We start from the raw sequence: 241 nt of genomic DNA on the forward strand, positions 1-241 counted from the left end.
GGCGGAACTTGCCCCGGTGCCGCAGCACCTCGCAGAATTGCGGGGCGAGCGCGACATGGCCATAGGTGCCCCGGCAATCGGTGATCGCATCCCTGTCGTCGACCGACAGTTCGATCCCGATCTGCCCCAATATATGCTGGAACCGCGGCTGGAGCTTCTCGCCGCGCGCCTCGGCGCGGAAGCGCTCGGGAATGTCGGCCGGCAGGATCCAGCTCCGGGGCTCGCCGACCGCCATCACCGG

Annotated in this window: 1 protein-coding gene; it reads right to left on the reverse strand. The window is 68.9% G+C overall.

Annotated elements, in window-relative coordinates; genetic code table 11:
* Positions 1-241 (reverse strand): hypothetical protein (locus RVY79_RS21310; RefSeq protein ID WP_317466617.1); only part of this gene is annotated, 241 nt, incomplete at both ends.

The sequence above is a fragment of the Chromohalobacter sp. HP20-39 genome, from assembly GCF_033052815.1.
Lineage (GTDB): Bacteria > Pseudomonadota > Gammaproteobacteria > Pseudomonadales > Halomonadaceae > Chromohalobacter.